Below are 18,328 nucleotides of genomic sequence, written 5' to 3'. Positions count from 1 at the left end.
TCGCCGGAAACGGACTTCCCCGTTCACAAGTCTTTTGACTAACCAGTCAGTAAGCTCGATAACGAATGGACGATGACGTTTCTACCGAGATTCTGGAGGCGACCTATCGCGCACTCTGCAAACACGGGTACGCCGACCTGACGATGCAGCGAATCGCCGACGAGTCGTCGCTGTCGAAGGCCACGCTCCACTACCACTTCGACACGAAGGAGGAGCTGCTGAACGCCTTCCTCGACGACTTCCTCGACAGGTTCGGAGAACGGCTCGCCAGCGAGTCCAGCGACCCGCGCACGCGACTCGACGCGTTCTTCGACGCGATATTCGCCCCGGCGCAGGACGACACCGGCGAGTTCCCCATCGCGCTCGTGGAACTCAAATCCCAGGCCCCGTACAACGACGCCTACCGCGAGCGGTTCGTCGAGATGGACCGGCGCATGCGCGAGGTCGTCGCGTCGGCGGTCCGAGACGGCATCGAGTCGGGGGAGTTCGAGGCGGCCGATCCCGACACGGTTGCGCGGTTCGTCGTCACCGGCATCAACGGGATGACCGTCCGCGAAGTCGCGCTCGACGAGTCGCCCGCCGAGACGCGAGCACTGGTCGAGGAGTATCTCGACCAGCGACTCGGCTACGCGCCGGAGGTGGCCGCGTGAGCCGCTCGACCACTCTGATGGAGGTGGCCGCGTGAGCTTCTTCAAGGGGCAGGACGAGCTCGAACTCACGGAGGGCGGCATCGTCAAGCCGCTCTTTTTCCTCTCGCTGCCCATCGTCGTCACGAACCTGATGCAGACCGCGTACAACCTCGCGGACACGTTCTGGCTCGGCCAGTACTCCACGGAAGCGCTCGCGGCCATCTCGTTCGCGTTCCCGATGGTGTTCCTGCTCATCTCGCTGGGGATGGGGCTGTCGGTCGCGGGGAGCGTGCTCGTCGCCCAACACACCGGTGCCGACGAGACCGAAGAAGCCGAGTACGCCGCCTCCCAGACCGTCTCGTTCGCGTTCATCGTGTCTGCCGTCCTCGGCGCGGTCGGCTACCCGTTCGTCAGGCCGTTTCTGGACTTCCTCGGGGCCTCGCCCGACGTGCTCCCCGGCGCGACCGCCTACATGCAGGTCATCGCGCTCGGCCTCCCGTTCATGTTCGGCTTCTTCGTGTTCATCGCGCTCATGCGCGGTGCTGGCGACACCATCACGCCGATGTTCGTCATGGGCGGGACGGTCGTGATCAACGTGATTCTCGACCCGTTCCTCATCCACGGCTGGACCGTCGTCGAGAACGCGCCACTCGTGGGCACCGTCGGCTTCCCCGCACTCGGCATCGAAGGCGCGGCCATCGCCACCGTCTTCTCTCGGAGTCTCGCCATGCTGGTCGGCGTCGCCATCATGCTCTCGGGAAGTCGAGGCATCCAGATCAACCTCTCGGACATGCGTCCGGACTTCGAGTACCTCCGCAAGATACTCGCCATCGGCGTGCCGGCCAGCGTCGAGGGTACCGGACGAGCGCTGTCGATTAACGCGCTGTTGCTCATCGTCGGGCTGTACTCCACGACGGTCGTCGCCGCGTACGGCATCGGGACGCGCGTGTTCTCGGTCATCTTCCTGCCCGCTATCGCCGTCGCCCGCGGCGTCGAGACGATGACCGGTCAGAACATCGGGGCGGGAAAGTACGACCGCGCCCAGCGAGCCAACTACGTCGCCGCGAGGGTGCTGTTCGCCGTCCTCGCCGTCGCCGGCGTGGCCATCTTCTTCGTGCCCCGACCCATCGTCGCGGTGTTCACGAACGACGCCGCGGTGATAGACGCCGGCGCAACCTTCCTCAAGTACGTCTCGCTCTCGTTCGGGTTCATCGGCATCATGCGCGCGTTCACCGGCGGATTCCGTGGCGCGGGCGAAACCCTGGTGGCCGCCGTCATCTCCATCGTCACGCTCGCCGGAATCCGCCTCCCGGTCGCGTACGTGGCCTCGGAGTTCTGGCTCGGCGCTGAGGGAATCTGGCTCGCGTTCTTCGTGTCGAACGTCGCCGGGGCGGTCATCGCGTGGCTGTGGTTCCGACGCGGCACGTGGCGCGAGGGCGACGTTCGGGGGAGCCCGGAGCAGGGTTCCGGACCGGGGACTCCCGGCGGTGAAGACGGCGAAGTTCCCGTGACCGACGACTGACTGCGAACGGCGCGGAGAAGAGACCGAATCGACCGCTCAGTCGTCGCTCGCGGCGGCTCCGGTCGCGCCCGCTTGCGCTTCCAGTTCCGTCGTTTCGAGGTAGTCGTCGGCGTCGAGCGCGGCCTTACAACCCATCCCCGCGGCGGTCACAGCCTGCTGGTAGTGGAAGTCGACCACGTCGCCAGCGCCGAAGATCCCCGGCACGCCGGTCTTGGTCTGGCCGCCGCCCGTCCCGCCCTCGGTCTTGATGTAGCCCGCGTCGTCCATCTCGACGGCCGTATCCTCGAGGTAGTCGGTGTTGGGCGTGTGGCCGATGGCGAGGAACACCGCGCCCACGTCCATCTCGAACGTCTCGGTCTCGGGGTCGTCGAGCTTGTCGCTCGGGTACCCCTCCGGATGCCGCACCAGTTCGGCGTCGTCGACGCCCTCCTCGACCGAGCCGTGAATCTCCGTGACCTCCGTGTTCTTGATGATCTCCACGTCGCCCGCGTCGACCTTCTCCTGCAGGCGGTCGACCCAGTAGTCCTCGGCGCGGAACTCCTCGCGGCGGTGGACCAGATACACCGTGTCGGCGAACTTGGTGAGGAAGTCGGCCTCCTCGAACGCGGCGTCGCCGCCGCCGACGACGATCATCTCCTCGTCGCGGAAGAACGCGCCGTCGCAGGTCGCGCAGGTCGAGACGCCGTAGCCCATCAGCTCGTCTTCGCCGGGGATACCGAGGGTGCGCGCGCTCGCACCCGAGGCGGCGATGAACGCGTCGGCGGTGTACACGTCGCCGTTCGAGAGTTCGACGCGGTACGGCCGGGAGGAGTCGTCCACGTCGGCGATGACGCCGTTGCGGACCGCCGCGCCGAAGCGCTCGGCCTGCTCTTTCATCTGGTTGATGAGGTCCGGGCCGCTGATGCCCTCGGGGAAGCCGGGGTAGTTCTCCACGTCGGTCGTCAGGGTCAACTGGCCGCCGGGCTCGTCGCCCTCCAGCACGAGCGGGTCGTTGTTCGACCGGGCGGCGTAGATGGCGGCGGTCAGCCCCGCGATACCGCTTCCGGCGATTATCATGCGGCGGTGTTCCGGCCCCGCCTCAGTACCGTTGTCGCCCGTCTCCTCGTCGGCGATCCCCAACTTCTCGTCGAGTTCTCCCGACTCGGCGAGCGCCTGCGTGTCGTCCCACCCGCCGATCAGTTCGTCGTCGATGAAGACCTCCGGCGCGGTCTGGCGGCCGTCCGCGCGCTCGACCATCTCGTCGAACAGTTCCTCGTCGCCGGTCACGTTGTACGTCTCGTAGTCGACGCCCTTCGAGTCGAACAGGTCTTTGGCCTTCTCGCAGTACGGACAGTTCTCCTTCGTGTAGATCTCGACGTGGGGGTGTTCGCTCATGATACAATATTGTGATGGGGCGCGTATTTAGCTTGTGTTGTCGCGTCGAGTTTCCGGTTTCGCGTTCGTGAATCGGGGCATCCGTGCGTAAATTTATGAGTGTGATAGGGATAAGTAAGGGGGACGGGGAACCGATGGCTGACGAATCAGAAACCGACGAAACGCAGAACCGACACCTCGACTCCGTCGCGTCGTTCATCGCGTCTGCTTCGTTTGCTATCGAAGCCTACAGGATTCAGTCCGTGGCGGTGGCATTCGGACCGAGGCATTTCGAAAACTCACGCGATACAAAGTCCGGGAGAAGGAGTATCTCGATTGGTTCCTGACGACCGGGTATCCGAAACGGATAACCGACGGTATCCGCAAGAGCAATAAGAAGCATCGCTGGATAACGTATTCACTGGCAGCGTTTTCACCGGGAATCGCCACGCTCCTCGACGGAATGCTTATAACGCTGTACTGACATTTCGAACTTTGAGAGACGAGATAGACGAGACCGAGATCGGAGACTTCTACATCGATCCGGACGAACTCGGAGACCCCGGTTCGACGACCGTGATCCGGTAGCGCCGAACCGAACGGCGAGGAGACCCGAAGCGCTTACCCTTCTACCCCCTCTGGTTGCTCGCATGACCGCCGACCTCGAGGAGAAAACCGACCGCTACGAGGGCTTACTCGCAGAGGCGCTCGACGCCGCGGAAGTCGCGCCGCACGCGGACACCCCGATGGGCGAGGCGGCCGCGGAGTGTCTGGAGATGGCCGAGTCGTACCTCGAAGACGGCCGGCACTTCCGCGAAGACGGCGACCCCGTGAACGCGCTCGCGTCGTTCTCGTACGGCCACGCGTGGCTGGATGCGGGCGCGCGAATCGGCCTGTTCGACGTGCCCCGCGAGGGTCACCTGTTCACGGTCTGAGCCGCGGATTCGCCCGCTCCGTCGCTATCACTATCCGGCTTCGACGGTGCGCTTCTGACTCCCGACTGCTTCAGCTCTTCGTGATCGAGGTCGGTCTGTGGTACGTGCTCACGGGACTCCGCAGTGGGATTAGGAGGGTGCGAGAGCAGAACAGAATTTGACTCTCGGTCCGAGACCGTGGAGCCCCTCGAAACAATCAGCGAGGTGCGTGGACCGCAGTTGGCCGAATTCATATATAGGATAAAATTTATTTTTCGTTAAAATATAGGGGAGCGTATGAACAGACGGAGCTACCTGGGTGCGATAGCTGGGGCCGGTACGGCAGCGATATCCGGCTGTCTTCAGGGTGACGCAGTGCTACACGAGACCCAGATCTCGGCAACCTCGCCGACGAAGGAGTGGGAAGTCGAACTCGAAGCGGGCAATCAGATGCGACTCGAAGTCGAGAGGACAGACGACATCGGTACCGTCACCGGTTACGTTCATCGGGCCGAGACGGGCGAGGAGATAGCCGCAGCGAGTAACGAAAACGAACGGTTCGAGGTTCCAGCGACTGGGACGTACGTCGTTTCAATCGAGGTGGGCGGAAGCACGGGAGAGATAATACTTCGTGACATGGACTGAGGTCGTGTAGGTCATGCGATAGGATCGGCATGGGCCGGCTCGCGAGAAGGCTGCTGTTTCTGGCGCGGGTGACGCGGTACTGCGTCGGTCGCCGAAGTCGGAGCGGCGTCGGAATCTCGCCGAAAGTCTAACACGAAGCGCGTGTAACCACTTCTATGGCGGACCGTTCGCGCTCGTGGGGACTGGTGCGCCCCGAGTTCGGGTGCCGTCTCGACCTGCTCGTCGTCGCGCTGGCCGTCTCACTCGCGGGAATCCACCTGTATCTGGGCGTGACCGAGGCTCGGCCGCCGTTCGTCGTGGCCGGAATCGGCTTCCTCGTCGGCGTCGCCGTCTTCCCGACGCGGCTCTTTCGACCGGTGCTCTACCTCGTCGGCGTCGCCTACGCGTTCGTGCTCGGGGTCGTCTGGGCGCTCGACGGCATGACCTACCCGACGTTCGGCGTCGCGACCGGTGCGATCAGCGTCGCGTTCGTCGCGGTGGTCGTCTATCGCTTCCTCGACGAGTCGCGCTGACCCGTGGGCAAGTGACCCGGCGCTTCGCGTGAATCAGTTCGAGGAGTGGCGGCGCTCGGTGTGGCGCTGGCTTCCGTGCCCGCGGCGGCTCCCGTAGCGGCGGTCGCGCTCCGAGGGTCCGCGGTCGCCGCCGTGGCGGTGCTGACCGCCGCTGGCGGTGTCCGTCCGAGACGACGAATCGCTCGGCTCGGAGTGGCGGCTGGCCGCCCCGCGCTGACCGGTCATCCGCCCGGAGACGCCCGACTCGCGGTTTCGCCCGCGCTGGCTTCCCTCGGTGGGGTTGCCCTGCTCGCTACCGGTTCGGCTGCTGGCGCTCCGACGACTGCCGTATCGCCGGTCGTTGGTCTGGCCGCCGTGGTGTCCGCTGCGACCGCCGCTTCGGTGTCGGTTTCCACTTCGATTTCGGTCGCGCTCGCCGGACTGCCCGCGGTGGCGTTGGTGTCGCTGGTCGGACTGGCCGTGGCCGCTGGAGTGGTCGCGATCCCGGTCGCGCTCGGTCCAGTCCATCTCGTCCGCGCCGGTGTCGTGGACTCCGTCTCTGTCCGCTGCGTCGCGCCGCGGCTGGTCGTGGTACGGATTTGCCATTGGATTTCCCCCGCAGGGAAGGAAGGTTGGCGTAGGTTTAGGGGTGATGGCTGTCGACCGAGCAGCAGCGAGCACTACTCTTCTGTCGAAAAATCAGCCACGTCGAGCGCTCGTTGCCACGAGCCAAATCTCCGGTGGTACGTTACAGGCCGATGCTTCCCGTACTCACGCATCTCGTCGGCAGTGGGGATGCAGTCCAGTTCGTGGGCGACGCGTTCGAGTTCTCGGAGGAGGTCCGAGTCGTCGAGTTCGTTCGTGTCGAGCATGGCTTGCTGCAACGCCTCGTTCCAGCTTCCGAATCGATTCCGATAGACCGTATCCGAAAACCGGCCGCGCTCGACCATGTCTGTGCGCGACGGCGGCGACCCGAGTTCGGTGTAGAGGCGCTGGAGTTCGGCCAGCAGTTCGTGGTCCGGAATCTTCGTGGTGGTGGCGGTGGGGTCGAGGCCCGCCTCCCTGAGCGCGGTGTCCCAATCGCCGAAGGTGTCGAGGTACTCGGTCGGCGCGAAGGGGGTAGTGTCGTCTTTGTGGATATCCACGACGGTGGGCGTTTTCCCGAGGACGGCAGCGAGCGATTGGAGATGTGTGAGGAGAGTGTCTCTGTCCGGCGGCCCGTGGTCCGTAGCGGATGACTTGGCGGGCTGACTCATTATCGATGCAATCAAGCGCCGGTAGCTTAAATGCTTATCTTGTCAAACTGATGTATTCAAGTCAGCCGGAAGATAGAAAAGAGTCTGACGGGGTTTTTTATCCCACGCCTGTTTCTATTTTGGCAGTGAGCGGCTAATAGATAATTTCATTTTCAGGTGGGGGAGTCTTTTTATACTAAGGATGTGAACGCTCATCGCAAGCACGTCTCTTCGCCAGAGAAGTGCCGGACAGGGGCGGCGGTGAGAGGACCCCAAGCCGACGAGAATACGTTTCTCGTGTGGCGATATAAACCAACCGGCAGTTCTCAAGCGTGAAAACGTGCCAGAGAACAAATCATGAACCTGAAAAACTTCATCGGAGACGAAGATGCGGTTTCGCCGGTCATCGGGGTCATCCTGATGGTGGCGATCACCGTCATCCTGGCGGCCGTCATCGGCACGTTCGTGCTCGACCTCGGCCAGAATGCAGCGAGTCAGCAAGCAAGCGCAGGTGTTTCGGTCGAGGGAGATACCGCGACGCTGACCTCGCTTGGTCCCGGTACGGACGGCATCAAATGTTCGAGCTCGGGGGACCTCGATGGTGACGGTCAGACCTCGACCGTCGGGGAGTCGATTACGTGCCCAAGCTCGAACTCGGTAGTTGCGACCGGAAGTGACGTGGAAGATGCCGCGGTCTACACGTTCAACTAACTCCCATGAAACTGAAAGAACTCTTCACGGATGACGACGCGGTTTCGCCGGTCATCGGGGTCATCCTGATGGTAGCGATAACTGTGATACTCGCCGCGGTCATCGGGACCTTCGTGCTCGACCTCGGACAGAACGCGGCGAGTCAGCAGTCGTCGGCGGGCGTCTCCACCTCTGCTGGAAACACAGCAACGCTCACGTCGCTCGGCGACAACACTGACGGCATCAAGTGTTCGGACACCTCTAATGACCTTTCCTCGGGCGATTGGACGGACAACGTTGGCGAATCTATCAGTTGTAGTGGTGCGAACTCGATCGTAGCCTTCAGCCACGGCGGTTCTGGAGCACAGAACGCGACAGTCTACACGTTCAACTAACTGAACTCCCGCCTTTTCTCCGTTTCGCCGACCACTATGTAGCGGTTATCCCGGAACAGACATATTTAATACTAATAAATACTACTTCGAAACCAATGAGCCAGCACGCATCCCCGGAGAAGCTCCGGTCGGCCCTCCAGTCGCTGGCCGCCCGCCTCGGCAAGACCCCGACGGTCGTGGACATGCACGAGGCGGGTGAGTACGCGCCCGAGCAGTATCAGGAGGTGTTCGGCGGCTGGAACGAAGCGCTGGAGGCCGCCGGGCTCGACCCCGACGAGATGGGAACCAAGCGCATCCCCGACCGCGAACTGCTGGCCGAACTCCAGCGCCTCTACACCGAACTCGGTCAGCCGCCGACCCAGCGCGACATGACCGAGCGCGGCCAGTACTCGAATCGGACGTACCAGCTCCGGTTCGGCAGCTGGTCGAACGCGCTCCGCGAGGCGATGCTCGACACCAACGACGGCATCTCGGAAGACCAACTCCTCCGGGAGATCGAGCGCCTCGCCGACGAACTCGGCCGCGCTCCCAAGGCCGCCGAGATGGACGAGACGGGTGCGTACGCGCCGGTGACCTACCACCGCCGATTCGGGTCGTGGCGGCAGGCGCTCGACGCCGCGGACCTCGACGGAGACCGGAGCGGCGCTCCGAAAGAAAACCGGACCGACGACGCGGCCGACGACTCGTCGGGCTAGCGCTCCGACGGGTCCTCGGCGTCGAGTCGGCAGTTCGGTGAAATACCGGCGTCGTCCCTGCTCGCGGAACTCGACGTCTCGCCGACGAGTTCTGCCGTCCTGCCGACGAGTTCTGCTGTCTCGCCGACGGGCTCCGTCGCGTTACCCGCCGTCGAAGTCGCTATACGCGATTGCCCCTTCGTCGACGATGGTCTGTGCGTCGGGCACCGCGCCGTCCGGCGGGTCGCCCTCCACGTCGCCGGGCTCCCCGCAGACGACTCTGGCGACCATCCCGAGCGCCTTGTGCGGGATGCAGAAGTAGTCGTACGTCCCTTCGACCTCGAACGTGTAGCTGAACGTCGCGCCCGCCTCGGTGAGCGTTTCGCTGTTCCACGGCTCTGCGTCGTCCGGGATGCGGGTCACCTCCGCCCCACCGTTGCCCTCCGCGTACGCCGTCGAGGAGTGGGCCCCCGACTCGTTGACCCACTCGACGGTCGTGCCGGGCTCGACGTACAGCCCGATGGGGTCGAAGTAGTACTCGCTCCCGTCGGTGTTCATCTGGACGGTCTCGGTTCCGCCGCCACCCGCGGTCGTCTCCTCGCCAGCGGTCGTTTCGTCCGCCGCCGTCGTTTCGCCATCGGCGGTCGTCTCCCCCTCGGCAGTGGTTTCACCGTCGGCTGCCGTGGTGTCCGCCGCCGTCGTCTCCGCGGTCGTCGTATCGGTCTCCCCCACAGCCCCCTCGTCTTCAGGTTCCGTCGTCTCCTCGTTGGCACCGAACGGCGCGGCACAGCCCGCGAGTCCACCCAGTGCGACCCCACTCGTGACTCCCAAGAACGCGCGTCGTCGCATGGCTATAGCTTCGAGTTCGACGGTGAAAATACGAGTGGCCGACGACCGACGGCCGGTCGACGCGCTGGACCGGGCTCGACTGTGCATCTTCAGTCGCGCACCGAACGTCATCGCACGCGTTTTCGATTCCGGGGAATCGACCGACCGGACTTCACCCGCGACTTCGAGCGCCCGCCATGGTCGAGAAACCGCGACGCGCCGAGGTCGAGGAGCGCCGGCCGGACGCCGAGACGGCGTGGGAGGTGTTCGCCCGTAACGAGGACGGCGACCCGGTCCGGTATGTCGGTGAAGTCCGGGCCGAGAACGCCGAAGACGCCCACGCCGAGGCTACTCGGCTGTTCTGCTGGTACGCCCACGAGCTTTGGGTCTGTCCGAGCGACGAGATCCGGCGGTTCTCCGCGGACGCGGCATCGTCCGAAGACGATGGGGAAGCCACCCCGGTACTCGCGACCCCCGAGATCGGCGGCGAGGAACGGACCCGAGAGCCCTGACCGTCCGCTACCCCGGCGGTGAGGGGAGCAGTGCGGCGGCGAGGCGAGTTGGGGTGAGCGGGGGAAGGGGAGCGGCGGGGGGGGGGGGCGGGGGGGCGGGGGGGGGGGGGGGGGGCGCGGGCGGGGGGCGGGGGGGGGGGGGCGGGGGGCGGGGGCGCCCCCCCGGGCGGGGGGGCGGGGGGCCCCGCCGCTCGCCGGCCGTCTTGGATGAGCGTTTCGTCCGGGACCTCTTCACTCCTTCACGGCGACGAAGACCGTGATGGCCTCCTCCGGTCGCGTCGCGTCGCCGTACGAGTCGCGCTGCTCGACGGTGAAGCCGAGGTCTTCGAGCCCGGTGACGATCTCGTCGTCGTCGTACACCGTGATGTCCACGTTGTCCACGAAGAAGCCAGACTCCACGTCCTCGGAAAGCACGATGGACTCCCAGCGGACCTGATGCTGGCCGCCGGGCTGCATCTGGACGATGCGGGCGTGGTCGGCGTCGTCCTCCACGACCGTCTGGATGTGTAGCGACTGGGTCTCGGGCGGCATCGGCACGCTGTCGAACAGCAGGACGCCGCCGGGTTTGATGGCGTCGGCCACGAGTTCGAGTGTCGGCTCCAGCTCGTCGTACTCGACGTAGTTGACGATGTTGAACGGGAGCAACACGAGGTCGTACGCGTCGGCTTCGAGGTCGAGGTCCGGGAGGGTGCCCTGCCGGAACGTCCCCTCTGCTCGCGAGCGCGCCGTTTCGACCATCTTCTCGTACTTGTCGATGCCGGTGACCTCGAACCCCTCGTCGGCGAGATGCTCGCTGTGGCGGCCGGTCCCGCAACCGAGCACCAGACAGTTCCGACCGTCGGTGTCGTTGCGCTCCTCGAACGCGTCCGTCATGAACGCCGCCTCGCCCTCGTACTCCTTCTCGTCGAAGAACTTGTCGTATATTTCTGGGTTTTCCGAGAAAAGTTTATCACTCATACATAGTTTCTTGAAGCAACGGTTCTTAAACATACCGTATTCCCGCAACCGTACCGGCTTCTCGACCGTTCCGCGCTCGCCGCGGAACGAACACATTTGAACCCCGGTTCCGTTAGCCCGGACATGACCGACGACTACACGGGAGCCGACCTGTTCGTGGACGCGCTCGACCAGTACGGTGTCAGCCGCGTGTTCGGCAATCCCGGAACCACGGAACTGCCCGTGATGCAGGCCATCGGCGACAGCGACCTCGACTACGTGCTCGGGCTCCACGAGGACGTCGCGGTCGGGATGGCCGCGGGGTACGCCGGCACTCGACGCTATCACGCCGACCGCGCCGACCGCACCGACCGCGCCGACCGCGCCGACCGCGACGGCGGCGACGAGTCCGTCAACCCGGTCGGCGTAGTGAACCTCCACGTCGCGCCGGGGCTCGCCCACGGTCTGGGTAACCTCTACGGCGCGAGCGTGACCGGCGCACCGCTCGTGGTCACCGCGGGGAACCACAGCACCGAGTTCCGACACGAGGAACCCATCCTCTCGGGCGACCTCGTGGAGATGGCCGACCAGTTCACGAAGTGGAGCGACGAGGTCCGGGACGTGGAGGCCCTACCTGCGATGGTCCGGCGAGCCGTCCGCGTCGCGCTCACGCCGCCGACCGGCCCCGTCTTCCTCGCGCTCCCGCTCGACGTGATGATGGCCGAGACGGACGACGAGCCAGAGCGACTCGGTGAGATTCCGGACGCGGGCAGGGGTGACCCGACCCAGATCGAACTCGCCGCGGATCTGCTTAGCGGGGCGTCAGAGACGCCCCGAGCGAGCGGTGAAACCGCGAGTGCCGAGCTCGACGAAGACGTGGCACTCATCGTCGGCGACGGCGTAGCGCGCTCGGGCGTCGACGCCGTGGAGTCGGCGGTCGCGTTCGCGGAGGCGACGGGCGCACGCGTCCACGGCGAGATCCTGGCCTCCGAGATCGACTTCCCCACCGGCCACGACCAGTGGGTGTCCTACGTCCCGCCGGACGAGGATCTGGCGGCCACGCTCCTCGGCGCGGACACCCTCGTGTTCGCGGGCTGTTCGACCAACACTACGCTGACCCGCCACGAGCGCGACCTCGTGAGTGCCGACACCACCTGCGTCCACGTCAGCGACGACGTCTGGCAGGTCGGCAAGAACCAGCCCGCCGACGCCGCGGTCGTCGGTGATCCCGGACGAGTCCTCTCTGAACTCGCCGACGAACTCGACGAGCGCATCACTGACGAGGGGCGAGAAGAGCGACTGGAGCGCGTGGAAATGGTCAAGCAGATGGTCGAGGCGAAGATGACCGAGATGGGCGAAGACGAGGCCGAGGACCCGCGCGCCTCGAAGGCCGAACTCGTCGACACGATGGAGGAAGTCGCCGGCGACGCCTTCTTCGTGGACGAGAGTGTCACCGCCAAGTACGCGATGCTTACCCGGTGGGAGTTCGAGGCCGAGCAGTACATCTCGAACAAGGGTGGCGGGCTGGGCTACGGCCTCCCGGCCTCGGTCGGCGCGGCCATCGCGGAGTCCGAGACAGATGACCCTCGCGACGTAGTCGGCTTCGTCGGCGACGGCTCGTACCTCTACTACCCCCAGACGCTATACTCGGCAGCCAGACACGACGCGGACCTCACGGTCGTCGTCTCGGACAACCGCAACTACCGCATCCTGAAGGACAACACGCTCGACCTGCTCGGCGGCGAAGAGAGCGACCACGAGTTCGTCGGCATGGACTTCGAGCCGCCGGTCGACATTCCGGCAAATGCGGAGAGCCACGGCGCGCGAGGACAACTGGTCGAGGACCCGGAGGAGATCGGCCCCGCACTCGCCGAGGCGATGGACCGCGAGGGGCCGGACGTGCTCGACGTGCTGGTCCACGACTGAGGACGGCGTCGTAACGCCGGCCGAACGCCGCCCCGATTATCGGTCTTCGAGACCCATTTCGAGGTACGAAAGGGCGGACTGCCACGAATCCGCAGCGGCGCGAGCGTTGGCTCTGACCGTGCCGCCGTACGGATGTTCGGCGTCGGAGTCATCGGGCTCGACGCGGTAGGGCGTCCGGATGGCGTGGCCCGCGTCCGGATACACGAGGTGGTCGTAGGCCCAGGAGAAATCTTCGTCGTCGAGCCGTTCGCGGGCGACCGCTGCGAGGTCGGCCGACGGCCAGACGGCGTCCTCGCCGCCCGAGACGAGCAGAACCGGCCCGTCGACGCGCTCGACCGGAATCGCAGCCTGTCGGAGCTGTTCGTCGGTGGCGCTCTCGACGGCCAGCGTCGAGGCGTCGACGTCGTCGTTCTCCACGATGTCCTCGAAGCCGTCCTGCTCGGCCGCCACCAGCTCGTCGACCGGAAGGTACGACACCGGGTCACCGTCGTGGGTCCACGCGGGACCTTCGGAATCGACTCCGTCCATCCACGTGGGAGCGGGGAACGCGTAGCCGCTGGCTGAGTAAGCCACGATCGCCCCGACTCGGTCGAGATGCGCGCCGACGAGCAGTGCGGCCTCGCCGCCCCGCGAGAATCCGACGACGCCGACTCGGTTCCCCCCGACCGCCGATTGCTCTGTGAGCCAGTCGATGCCGCGGCCGAAGTACGACAGCGGGATACCGTCCAGCGCGTCCGGTCGCCCCGGTCCGTCGAAGTACTCGACGCAGAGCGCGGTGTACCCGTGGTGGGCGAGGCGGCGCGCGTAGTGTCGCTCGTACCCACCGCCCCCGCCCGAGCCGTGGACGACGAGCACGCCCGGGTGCGGTCCGGCTCCCAACCCCTGGAAAAGTGTCCCGGTGAGATCGTCCGTTCGGACATCGTGGGTCGGCACGAAACTGTCGGAACCCATGTACGTCGATGCTCGCACGGTCCTGAAAAATCCCGTGCGTCCGGTGCGATAGGTGTCCGGTTGCGATAGGTGCCCGGGTGCGATAGGCGTCCCACGACCTACGACGATTCGACGCTCTCGTCCGGCCGGTCTGCCTGCACCCGCTCGCCCTCTATCGTCTCGGGGAACATCTTGCCCGGATTCAGGGTGTCGCGGGGGTCGAGCGCGCGCTTGACCGCGCGCATGGTCTCGACGCCGTCCTCGCCGTGCTCGGCGGGCAGCGACTCGCGCTTGCCGAGTCCGATGCCGTGCTCGCCCGTGGCGGTTCCGCCGAACTCGATTGCCTGCTCGATGGTGGCCTCGTACACCTCCGCGGCGGCTTCGACCTGCGCTTCGTCGTCCTCGTCAATCAGCACCGAGTAGTGGAGGTTACCGTCGCCCGCGTGGCCGAAGCAGGGGACCAGCAGGTCGCGCTCGGCGGCGAGTTCCTTCACGGAGTGGACCATCGCTGGGTAGTCGCTGACCGGCACCGTCACGTCGCCGGAGTGGGCCGAGCTCAGGTCGGGGTCGAACGTTTGGATGGCAAAAGAGAGGTCCCGGCGGGCCTGCCAGAGCTCGTCCATCGCGTCGCCCTCGGCCATCTCGAAGCGAGTCACGTCGTGGGCCTCGAAGATGGACTCGCAGAAGTCGATCTCGCGCTCGACGCTGTGGTCGGCGTGGAACTCCACGAACACCATCGGCACGTCGGGCAGGTCCGTGCCGGTGTAGGCGTTGGCCATCCGGGCCGAGTCGGCGTCGAGCAGTTCGATGGTCGCCACGTCGACGCCCGAGCGCACGGCGTCGAACACCGCCTCGGTGGCGTCGTCGAGCGTCGGGAACAGCGCGCGCCCGCCGCGGATCTGCTCGGGTCTGCCCGCGAGTTCGAGCGTCGCGCGCGTGACGACCCCGAGGGTGCCCTCGCTCCCCACGAGCAGGTCCACGAGGTTGTACCCGCTGGAGGTCTTGGCGGCCTTGCTCCCGAAGGTGGTGACCGTCCCGTCCGAGAGGACGACCTCCAGCTCCAGCACCCAGTCGCTCACCTCGCCGTACTTCACCGTCTTCATCCCGCTGGCGTCGTTCGCGATCATCCCGCCGACCGTCGAGATGTCTCCCGAGGAGGGCAGTGGCGGGAAGAACAGGCCGTGAGAGGCGACCGCCTCGTCGACCGCCGCGCCGTAGACGCCCGGCTCGACGTCGATCTGGAGGTCGTCGGGGCGCACGTCCAGCACGGCGTCCATCCGCGAGAGGTCGAGACTGATTCCCCGGTGGGCCGGGACTGCGTTGCCCTCCAGACTCGTCCCGGCGGCGTAGGGGGTGACCGGCACCCGGCGCTCGTTCGCCGCCGCGAGGACGGCTGACACGTCCGCGGTCGATTCGGGCCACACCACGGCGTCGGGGGTGACGCCCAGCCCGCGCTGGTCCGCGCCGTAGTCGGCCGCGTGGTTCTCGCGAACCGAGTCGCCGAACGACACCTCGCCAGCGAGGCCGAGGTCCGAGAGGAACGAACAGTCGTGAGTCATACGTGAGCGTGGTCCGGACGCGGCTTAAACGTTTGACTACGCGAAGTCGTTGCGCCACCGTGACGATTTATAGGCTCGCTTCCAGAACGACCTGTCATGACTGACTCCGACGCGACGGATTCGACCGGTCCCGACTCGGCCGCTTCAGACCCGGCCGCTTCAGACCCGACCGGTTCGGACTCAGCGGACGCCGACGAACTGATTGCGGAGCGACTCCTGCCAGACGAGGCGTTCGAGCTAGTGGCCCACGAGACGCGATTTCGCATCCTCGTCGCGCTGAACGAGGCAGACGAACCCCTGTCGTTCGGCGAGGTTCGCGAGCGCGTGGGCGTCGACGACCCGGGCCAGTTCAACTACCACCTCGGCAAGCTCACCGACCGGTTCGTCAGGAACGACGACGACGGCTACCAGCTCGCCGCGCCGGGCTGGCGACTGGTCGGCGCGGTGTTGTCGGGCGGCTACACCAAGGCGCTAGAGAGCGAACCCATCGAGACGGGCGTTCCGTGCTCGTTCTGTGACGGCGAGATGGAACTGCGATTCGAAGACGAGAAGATCGAGATGGAGTGTCGCGAATGCGAGGAGACGTACACGAACATCCCGATACCAGCAGGTATCTTCGAGGACGTCGCACCCGAGGACGCAGCGAAGGTCGTGGACAGTTGGCTCAAACGCCTCCACGCGTCGGCCGACTACGGGTTCTGTCCGAACTGCGACGGGCGGCTCGACCGGACGGTCCGTCTACAGGACGACGAGGACGCTCCCGTCGACTTCGAGGCGGACGACGAGGCGTTCGCCCACTACGACTGCGGTCGGTGTGGGTTCGGCTGGTACAGTTCGTTCCCGTCCGCGGTCGTTCTTCACCCCGCACTCGTCGGATTTCACTTCGAAAACGGGGTCGACGTGCGCACGACGCCGTTCTGGGACCTCGACGGGCTGGAACCGGGGGCAACGACGGTCGAGAGTCGAGACCCCCTCCGAGTCGCCGTGCCGGTGACAATCGACGGGGCGACGACCGTTTTCACCTTCGACGCCGATCTCGAACTGGTCGAGCAGCGGCGGAACTGATGGTTACTCCTCGAACGCCTCTGTCCTCGACTCGGCTTCGCGCTTCGAGTCAGCCGATGGTTCCGTCCACTCCTCGCGGTCGTGAATTCGCATCCACACCGGATTCCGAGGTCGCGCGGTGATAGAGGGCCGAAGGTCGAGACTCGGTGACGACACGAGTTCCAGATGGTACTCCTGCAATATCGTCGCGAGCACGAGGCGGGCCTCCAGCAGCGCGAACCGGTCGCCGACGCACCGGCGCGGCCCGGCCGCGAACGGGAAGTACGCCAGCGGGGGCAGCGACTGTCGAAACTCGTCGGTCCAGCGTTCCGGCCGGAACGCCATCGGGTCGTCGTACCACCGGGGGTCGCGGTGGACCACGTGCTGGGCCATGCTCACGGTCGCGCCCGCTGGAATCCGGTAGTCGCCCACTTTGTCGTCCGCGACCGGCTCGCGAACGATGCCCGGAACCGGCGGGTAGAGCCGGAGCGACTCGTCGACCACTCGTTCGAGATAGGTCAGGTCGTCGAGGTCCGCGACTGTCGGCGGATCCCCACCCAGCTCCTCGTCCAGCTCCGCGACCAGCCTGCGCTCGACCTCGCCGTTCTGGGCCAGCAAGAAGTTGGTAAACGTGAGCGCGAGCGCGGTGGTCTCGTGGCCCGCGAGCAGGAGGGTCATCACCTCGTCGCGGACCTGCTGGTCGGTCATCCCGTGGCCCGCCTCGTCGCGGGCGGCCATCAGCGTCGACACCACGTCCTCGTCGGTGGGGTTCCGGCGGCGCTCGGCCACGATGTCCTCGACCACCGATTCGAGGGTGTCGACGGCGCGCCGGAACTTCAGCCGCCCGGGCGTGGGAACCGCGTCCGGGAGCAGGTCGGTCAGCGAGAACTCCGAGCGGGCCATCACGGTTTCGAGCGCCTCGCCGACCGTCGAGGACTTGCCCGTGAGGTCCACGCCGAACAGCGTCCGGCCGACGATCTCGAGGGTGAGAGCGGTCATCTCGGAGTGGACGTTCCGCGTCTCGCCGGCCCGCCAGTCCGCGGTTCGCCCCGCCGTCGCTTCGACCATCATCCCGGCGTAGGTCGAGATGCGCTCGGGGTGGAACGCGGGTTCGACGAGGTGGCGCTGTCGCCGCCAGAACTCGCCCTCGCTGTTCAGGATGCCGTTGCCGGTGACGGGCCCGAGCGCCTCCTGGAAGATCTCGCCTTTCACGTAGTTTTCGTTGTTCCGGACGAGCACGTGTTCGATGTGCTCGGGATTCGCGAGGTGGTACATCCACCGGTCGCCCATCCGCCAGCGGACTACGTCGCCGTGCTCGCGGACCATCCGGCGCTCGAACCCGAACGGGTCGCTGGCGTAGGCGTGCAGGCTTCCCACTACCGGGAGGCCGTCCGGGCCGGGCGGAGTGCGCCCGCGATTCGCGGCCGTTCTATCCCCGGGCTTTCCAGCCGCGGCCCCCTCGTCCGCAGCGTCTCCGTCAGTCATGCGTTTCATTTCGGTGCGAGAGACCAAGAAGGCCGCGCTGACGACGCTGAACAACGGGAGAACCGTTGTCGACGTACGTCCCGCTTCGGAACGGCCACCCACAAAACTCATGCCAGCAGTCCGAGAACAACCGCTCATGCCCTTCGACGACGCCCCCGACACCGCGAGCGGCGAGGACGGCTGCCCCAAGTGCGGCCACACCGAGACCGACGTCGGCACCATCTCGACGACCGGCGGCGGCCTCTCGAAGATGTTCGACATCCAGACCAACCAGTTCCAGGTCGTCTCCTGCCTGAACTGCGGCTACTCCGAGCTGTACCGCGACGTCGGCTCGGCCGGGAGCGACATCGTGGACGTGTTCCTCGGGTAGCGCCCATCTCGATTCATGCCAGCAATCGGAATCGCGATCTTCGTGCTGTTCCTGTTCGTCGCGGTCGGCGGCGGACTGGTGCTCTACTGGGCGGTGCGCGCCGAGCACGGCCGGCGGGAGGTACTGGACCGCGACTCCGCCGAGCAAGCCGCGCGGCGCGACACCGACGAGAAGTGACCGAACTGGACTG

Annotated in this window: 21 protein-coding genes; 13 read left to right on the top strand and 8 right to left on the bottom strand. The window is 66.0% G+C overall.

Translation table 11 applies throughout. The features are described from left to right. Positions 1-65: 65 nt before the first annotated feature. Positions 66-650 carry a TetR/AcrR family transcriptional regulator gene (locus tag DPQ64_RS03085; RefSeq protein WP_115862895.1) on the top strand — a complete coding sequence of 195 codons (585 nt, stop codon included), beginning with the start codon at positions 66-68 and terminating at the stop codon, positions 648-650. Positions 651-681: 31 nt separating this feature from the next. Further along, a complete protein-coding gene (locus DPQ64_RS03080) occupies positions 682-2,151 on the top strand; it encodes an MATE family efflux transporter (RefSeq protein ID WP_115862894.1) in 1,470 nt (489 codons plus the stop codon). A gap of 36 nt (positions 2,152-2,187) precedes the next feature. Here DPQ64_RS03080 and grxC read toward each other — a convergent pair whose 3' ends face one another. Then, entirely contained in the window at positions 2,188-3,525 is a 1,338-nt protein-coding gene (gene grxC, locus DPQ64_RS03075) for a glutaredoxin 3 (protein WP_115862893.1), read from the bottom strand. A 629-nt stretch (positions 3,526-4,154) separates the two neighbouring features. Here grxC and DPQ64_RS03070 point away from each other — a divergent pair. The 3 genes from DPQ64_RS03070 (at position 4,155) to DPQ64_RS03060 (ending at position 5,575) form a co-directional block, all read left to right on the top strand. Continuing rightward, positions 4,155-4,439 carry a DUF357 domain-containing protein gene (locus tag DPQ64_RS03070; protein WP_115862892.1) on the top strand — a complete coding sequence of 95 codons (285 nt, stop codon included), beginning with the start codon at positions 4,155-4,157 and terminating at the stop codon, positions 4,437-4,439. A gap of 276 nt (positions 4,440-4,715) precedes the next feature. After that, the gene (locus DPQ64_RS03065) at positions 4,716-5,063 is read left to right on the top strand and encodes a hypothetical protein (RefSeq protein WP_157971563.1); all 348 of its coding nucleotides are present in this window, start codon (positions 4,716-4,718) and stop codon (positions 5,061-5,063) included. A 155-nt stretch (positions 5,064-5,218) separates the two neighbouring features. Further along, positions 5,219-5,575: a hypothetical protein gene (locus tag DPQ64_RS03060; RefSeq protein WP_115862890.1), complete on the top strand. Its 357-nt coding sequence runs from the start codon at positions 5,219-5,221 to the stop codon at positions 5,573-5,575. 33 nt (positions 5,576-5,608) lie between these two features. On the opposite strand, the gene DPQ64_RS03055 is transcribed toward DPQ64_RS03060, so the two are convergent. Next, positions 5,609-6,160, bottom strand: coding sequence for a hypothetical protein (locus DPQ64_RS03055; protein ID WP_115862889.1), 552 nt, complete (start codon positions 6,158-6,160; stop codon positions 5,609-5,611). 74 nt (positions 6,161-6,234) lie between these two features. Then, positions 6,235-6,810, bottom strand: coding sequence for a homing endonuclease associated repeat-containing protein (locus tag DPQ64_RS03050; protein WP_115862888.1), 576 nt, complete (start codon positions 6,808-6,810; stop codon positions 6,235-6,237). Between the two features lie 336 nt (positions 6,811-7,146). Here DPQ64_RS03050 and DPQ64_RS19715 point away from each other — a divergent pair, with 336 nt between their 5' ends. The 3 genes from DPQ64_RS19715 to DPQ64_RS03035 all read left to right on the top strand — a co-directional run bounded on the left by DPQ64_RS19715 (position 7,147) and on the right by DPQ64_RS03035 (position 8,569). Continuing rightward, on the top strand, positions 7,147-7,500 hold the full coding sequence (locus DPQ64_RS19715; protein ID WP_115862887.1) for a type IV pilin: 354 nt from the start codon (positions 7,147-7,149) through the stop codon (positions 7,498-7,500). 5 nt (positions 7,501-7,505) lie between these two features. Next, positions 7,506-7,874: a type IV pilin gene (locus tag DPQ64_RS19470; protein WP_115862886.1), complete on the top strand. Its 369-nt coding sequence runs from the start codon at positions 7,506-7,508 to the stop codon at positions 7,872-7,874. Between the two features lie 95 nt (positions 7,875-7,969). After that, positions 7,970-8,569, top strand: a complete 600-nt coding sequence (locus DPQ64_RS03035; RefSeq protein ID WP_115862885.1) for a homing endonuclease associated repeat-containing protein — start codon at positions 7,970-7,972, stop codon at positions 8,567-8,569. Between the two features lie 141 nt (positions 8,570-8,710). Here DPQ64_RS03035 and DPQ64_RS03030 read toward each other — a convergent pair whose 3' ends face one another. Beyond that, a complete protein-coding gene (locus DPQ64_RS03030) occupies positions 8,711-9,397 on the bottom strand; it encodes a plastocyanin/azurin family copper-binding protein (protein WP_115862976.1) in 687 nt (228 codons plus the stop codon). Between the two features lie 176 nt (positions 9,398-9,573). On the opposite strand from DPQ64_RS03030, the gene DPQ64_RS03025 reads away from it, so the two are divergent. Then, entirely contained in the window at positions 9,574-9,888 is a 315-nt protein-coding gene (locus tag DPQ64_RS03025) for an Htur_1727 family rSAM-partnered candidate RiPP (protein ID WP_115862884.1), read from the top strand. A 231-nt stretch (positions 9,889-10,119) separates the two neighbouring features. Here the strand turns inward: DPQ64_RS03025 and DPQ64_RS03015 are convergent, their stop codons facing one another. After that, complete coding sequence (locus DPQ64_RS03015) at positions 10,120-10,845, bottom strand: class I SAM-dependent methyltransferase (RefSeq protein WP_157971562.1); 726 nt, start codon at positions 10,843-10,845, stop codon at positions 10,120-10,122. A 123-nt stretch (positions 10,846-10,968) separates the two neighbouring features. Between DPQ64_RS03015 and DPQ64_RS03010 the strand changes: the two genes are divergently transcribed. After that, positions 10,969-12,750, top strand: coding sequence for a thiamine pyrophosphate-binding protein (locus tag DPQ64_RS03010; RefSeq protein WP_115862882.1), 1,782 nt, complete (start codon positions 10,969-10,971; stop codon positions 12,748-12,750). Positions 12,751-12,786: 36 nt separating this feature from the next. Here DPQ64_RS03010 and DPQ64_RS03005 read toward each other — a convergent pair whose 3' ends face one another. Both DPQ64_RS03005 and DPQ64_RS03000 read right to left on the bottom strand, forming a co-directional pair. Then, positions 12,787-13,701: an acyl-CoA thioester hydrolase/BAAT C-terminal domain-containing protein gene (locus DPQ64_RS03005; RefSeq protein ID WP_115862881.1), complete on the bottom strand. Its 915-nt coding sequence runs from the start codon at positions 13,699-13,701 to the stop codon at positions 12,787-12,789. 98 nt (positions 13,702-13,799) lie between these two features. Further along, the gene (locus DPQ64_RS03000) at positions 13,800-15,239 is read right to left on the bottom strand and encodes an FAD-binding oxidoreductase (RefSeq protein WP_115862880.1); all 1,440 of its coding nucleotides are present in this window, start codon (positions 15,237-15,239) and stop codon (positions 13,800-13,802) included. 96 nt (positions 15,240-15,335) lie between these two features. Here DPQ64_RS03000 and DPQ64_RS02995 point away from each other — a divergent pair, with 96 nt between their 5' ends. Then, positions 15,336-16,304 (top strand): winged helix-turn-helix domain-containing protein, encoded by a 969-nt coding sequence (locus DPQ64_RS02995; RefSeq protein WP_115862879.1) that lies wholly within the window; start codon positions 15,336-15,338, stop codon positions 16,302-16,304. 3 nt (positions 16,305-16,307) lie between these two features. Here the strand turns inward: DPQ64_RS02995 and DPQ64_RS02990 are convergent, their stop codons facing one another. Continuing rightward, positions 16,308-17,768: a cytochrome P450 gene (locus tag DPQ64_RS02990; RefSeq protein ID WP_115862878.1), complete on the bottom strand. Its 1,461-nt coding sequence runs from the start codon at positions 17,766-17,768 to the stop codon at positions 16,308-16,310. A 136-nt stretch (positions 17,769-17,904) separates the two neighbouring features. Here DPQ64_RS02990 and DPQ64_RS02985 point away from each other — a divergent pair, with 136 nt between their 5' ends. Together DPQ64_RS02985 and DPQ64_RS19080 are read left to right on the top strand one after the other, a co-directional pair. Beyond that, positions 17,905-18,138 (top strand): zinc ribbon domain-containing protein, encoded by a 234-nt coding sequence (locus DPQ64_RS02985; protein ID WP_115862975.1) that lies wholly within the window; start codon positions 17,905-17,907, stop codon positions 18,136-18,138. Between the two features lie 15 nt (positions 18,139-18,153). Then, positions 18,154-18,315 (top strand): hypothetical protein, encoded by a 162-nt coding sequence (locus DPQ64_RS19080; RefSeq protein WP_198661987.1) that lies wholly within the window; start codon positions 18,154-18,156, stop codon positions 18,313-18,315. The last annotated feature ends 13 nt before the right edge of the window (positions 18,316-18,328 follow it).

It is taken from the genome of Halorussus litoreus, assembly GCF_003382685.1.
Classification (GTDB): domain Archaea; phylum Halobacteriota; class Halobacteria; order Halobacteriales; family Haladaptataceae; genus Halorussus; species Halorussus litoreus.
Note: the sequence above shows the minus strand (reverse complement) of the source record. Positions and strands in the feature narration are given on the sequence as shown.

Excerpts from the sequence above, each read along its gene's own strand:
- DPQ64_RS03050 (WP_115862888.1), bottom strand. The coding sequence starts at position 6,810 with ATGAGTCAGCCCGCCAAGTCATCCGCTACGGACCACGGGCCGCCGGAC.
- DPQ64_RS03035 (WP_115862885.1), top strand. The coding sequence starts at position 7,970 with ATGAGCCAGCACGCATCCCCGGAGAAGCTCCGGTCGGCCCTCCAGTCG.
- DPQ64_RS02985 (WP_115862975.1), top strand. The coding sequence starts at position 17,905 with ATGCCCTTCGACGACGCCCCCGACACCGCGAGCGGCGAGGACGGCTGC.
- DPQ64_RS03010 (WP_115862882.1), top strand. The coding sequence starts at position 10,969 with ATGACCGACGACTACACGGGAGCCGACCTGTTCGTGGACGCGCTCGAC.
- DPQ64_RS02995 (WP_115862879.1), top strand. The coding sequence starts at position 15,336 with ATGACTGACTCCGACGCGACGGATTCGACCGGTCCCGACTCGGCCGCT.
- DPQ64_RS19080 (WP_198661987.1), top strand. The coding sequence starts at position 18,154 with ATGCCAGCAATCGGAATCGCGATCTTCGTGCTGTTCCTGTTCGTCGCG.
- DPQ64_RS03015 (WP_157971562.1), bottom strand. The coding sequence starts at position 10,845 with ATGAGTGATAAACTTTTCTCGGAAAACCCAGAAATATACGACAAGTTC.
- DPQ64_RS03030 (WP_115862976.1), bottom strand. The coding sequence starts at position 9,397 with ATGCGACGACGCGCGTTCTTGGGAGTCACGAGTGGGGTCGCACTGGGT.
- DPQ64_RS03060 (WP_115862890.1), top strand. The coding sequence starts at position 5,219 with ATGGCGGACCGTTCGCGCTCGTGGGGACTGGTGCGCCCCGAGTTCGGG.
- DPQ64_RS02990 (WP_115862878.1), bottom strand. The coding sequence starts at position 17,768 with ATGACTGACGGAGACGCTGCGGACGAGGGGGCCGCGGCTGGAAAGCCC.
- DPQ64_RS03025 (WP_115862884.1), top strand. The coding sequence starts at position 9,574 with ATGGTCGAGAAACCGCGACGCGCCGAGGTCGAGGAGCGCCGGCCGGAC.
- DPQ64_RS19470 (WP_115862886.1), top strand. The coding sequence starts at position 7,506 with ATGAAACTGAAAGAACTCTTCACGGATGACGACGCGGTTTCGCCGGTC.
- DPQ64_RS03085 (WP_115862895.1), top strand. The coding sequence starts at position 66 with ATGGACGATGACGTTTCTACCGAGATTCTGGAGGCGACCTATCGCGCA.
- DPQ64_RS03005 (WP_115862881.1), bottom strand. The coding sequence starts at position 13,701 with ATGGGTTCCGACAGTTTCGTGCCGACCCACGATGTCCGAACGGACGAT.
- grxC (WP_115862893.1), bottom strand. The coding sequence starts at position 3,525 with ATGAGCGAACACCCCCACGTCGAGATCTACACGAAGGAGAACTGTCCG.
- DPQ64_RS19715 (WP_115862887.1), top strand. The coding sequence starts at position 7,147 with ATGAACCTGAAAAACTTCATCGGAGACGAAGATGCGGTTTCGCCGGTC.
- DPQ64_RS03065 (WP_157971563.1), top strand. The coding sequence starts at position 4,716 with ATGAACAGACGGAGCTACCTGGGTGCGATAGCTGGGGCCGGTACGGCA.
- DPQ64_RS03055 (WP_115862889.1), bottom strand. The coding sequence starts at position 6,160 with ATGGCAAATCCGTACCACGACCAGCCGCGGCGCGACGCAGCGGACAGA.
- DPQ64_RS03070 (WP_115862892.1), top strand. The coding sequence starts at position 4,155 with ATGACCGCCGACCTCGAGGAGAAAACCGACCGCTACGAGGGCTTACTC.
- DPQ64_RS03000 (WP_115862880.1), bottom strand. The coding sequence starts at position 15,239 with ATGACTCACGACTGTTCGTTCCTCTCGGACCTCGGCCTCGCTGGCGAG.